Below are 1,908 nucleotides of genomic sequence, written 5' to 3'. Positions count from 1 at the left end.
CCCGCCACAGGGTCATGGCTCTGTATCACTTAAAAGAGGGTGGGCAGATGCGGCATAAATTACTGCCGATAAAGGTTGGCAACCCTCAGATCACAGTTACTTAACCGCCGAAGAATATGTAGAAGAGCAAACAGACAAACCAAAAAGTTGAAAAAGGAAGAAAAAAGTCTAATAACAAGCCTGGTGGTCAACATGGTCAGCAAGGTACCACCCTTAAGCAAACTGAGGCTCCGGACTATACCCGCTACTATCCGGTGAAAAGCTGTGAACATTGCCAACAGTCACTGCTGTCCACCAAAGCGTCCAATGTCGTTGAGCGTCTTGGAGAGGATAAGGTCAGAAATACCAAAGCCCTTTAACCTGTTTAGTCGAATATCCATCAGTTGTCAGTCAGAGCTGCAGTATAAGCCGCCCGTTATCCTCCAGGCCCAGCGTGCAATGAAGATCGCCTTGCTTTGAAATAACGACAGCTTCAATATTTGTCTGTTGATTCAGATATGAAATCGACGCTTCAACGGAACAAAGAAATCCCGCAGTACTCCAGATTTCGCCTTCGACAGAATGTTTGGAGATAATTGTCACACTGGCGATATCGGTTGAAATTGGCTGGCCTGTTTGTGAGTTGAGAAGATGGTGGTAATGCTGTCCGTTTGCCTGAAAAAAACGCTCGTTGATTCCTGAGGTCACCATGGATGCACATCTGAGCAGAACCACACGGCAGGTCTCACCACGACTTGATTGCGGATTTTGAATGCCAACATGCCATGCCTTTGTTGTGTTTTCCGGCGAGTGACCAATGGTCAAAACATTGCCGCCCAAATTAATAATCCCATGTTCAACACCTGCGTCCAGGAAATACTGTTTGATTTGATCGGCAAAGTAGCCTTTAGCAATGGCTCCCAAGTCAATCTCCATGCCGGGCTGGGACAAGTACACAGAGTGATTGTTATCATTCAGAGTAATTTTTTGCGGATCAACTAAAGATATTTTTTCAGCAATTTCACCCTTTGTTGGCACTCTGGCATCCTTAAAGCCAATGCGCCAGGCCTTAACCAGTGGGCCTATGGCAATATTGAATGGATTCCTCAAGTCATCACTAACCGCTTTTGCCTTTTTGATAAGGTGATACATGTCCGGCGGAACTGTAACCGGTTTCACTCCTGCATTTTGATTGACACTCATTAACTCAGAATCAGGTTGATTCACTGTGAAGCGCTGTTCGTATTGGTGGAGTTGAAGGTAGGAGTCCTGAATCAGCTGCACACCATTGGGGTGATGAATCTCCAGGTCAACGAAGGTTCCCATCATGTGAAATCGGGTTTTAAAACGTTTCATTGAGGTCTGCCTTTTTACGTTTCTACTTCACTTTATGCTTTACATCTACAAGAAACAGAGGGGAGCATTGCTCCCCCTCTGAATGAGGTTATTCAACATTTATTCAATGTTGCTTAAGCATGGTTGGCGACGCTCTCACCTGCAATACGACCGTAGGTAAAGATATCAATGAGTGCATTACCACCCAGGCGGTTACCTCCGTGGATTCCGCCAGTCACTTCACCTGCTGCGTATAATCCGGGGATAGCCTCTCCTTTTTCATTGACGAGCTTGCGTATCGATCTTCAAACCGCCCATTGTGTGGTGAACGGAGGGCTTGCGTGGAGTGCCATAGAATGGAGCCTGCTCCACTTTCAAGCCAAGGGCGCTCTTATTGAAGCCAAGAATCATGGCCCTGCTCGACAAAGCGGTTGTAACGCTCAATGGTTGCCACAAACTCTGCCACGGGTACCCCGATTTTTTCTGCCAGTTTCTCAAGAGTATCTGCTCTAACAATGATACCTTCTTCGATTTCCTGCTCGATGGTTTCATCAGAAGTATTCGCCGCGGTTTTACGAATCTCGCTGTCGGCAA

General features: G+C 46.5%; 3 protein-coding genes. All 3 read right to left on the bottom strand.

The genetic code is table 11. The features are described from left to right. Positions 1-390: 390 nt before the first annotated feature. The gene (locus KDK15_RS00520; protein WP_257293408.1) at positions 391-1,335 is read right to left on the bottom strand and encodes an FAD:protein FMN transferase; all 945 of its coding nucleotides are present in this window, start codon (positions 1,333-1,335) and stop codon (positions 391-393) included. Between the two features lie 113 nt (positions 1,336-1,448). Next, positions 1,449-1,613 (bottom strand): FAD-binding protein, encoded by a 165-nt coding sequence (locus tag KDK15_RS20925; protein ID WP_373691308.1) that lies wholly within the window; start codon positions 1,611-1,613, stop codon positions 1,449-1,451. Positions 1,614-1,705: 92 nt separating this feature from the next. Next, positions 1,706-1,908 (bottom strand): hypothetical protein (locus KDK15_RS20920; protein WP_306800184.1); only part of this gene is annotated, 203 nt, incomplete at its 5' end.

The organism is Endozoicomonas sp. YOMI1, from assembly GCF_024606345.1.
Lineage (GTDB): Bacteria > Pseudomonadota > Gammaproteobacteria > Pseudomonadales > Endozoicomonadaceae > Endozoicomonas.
This window is presented reverse-complemented; position numbering and strand designations above follow the sequence as displayed.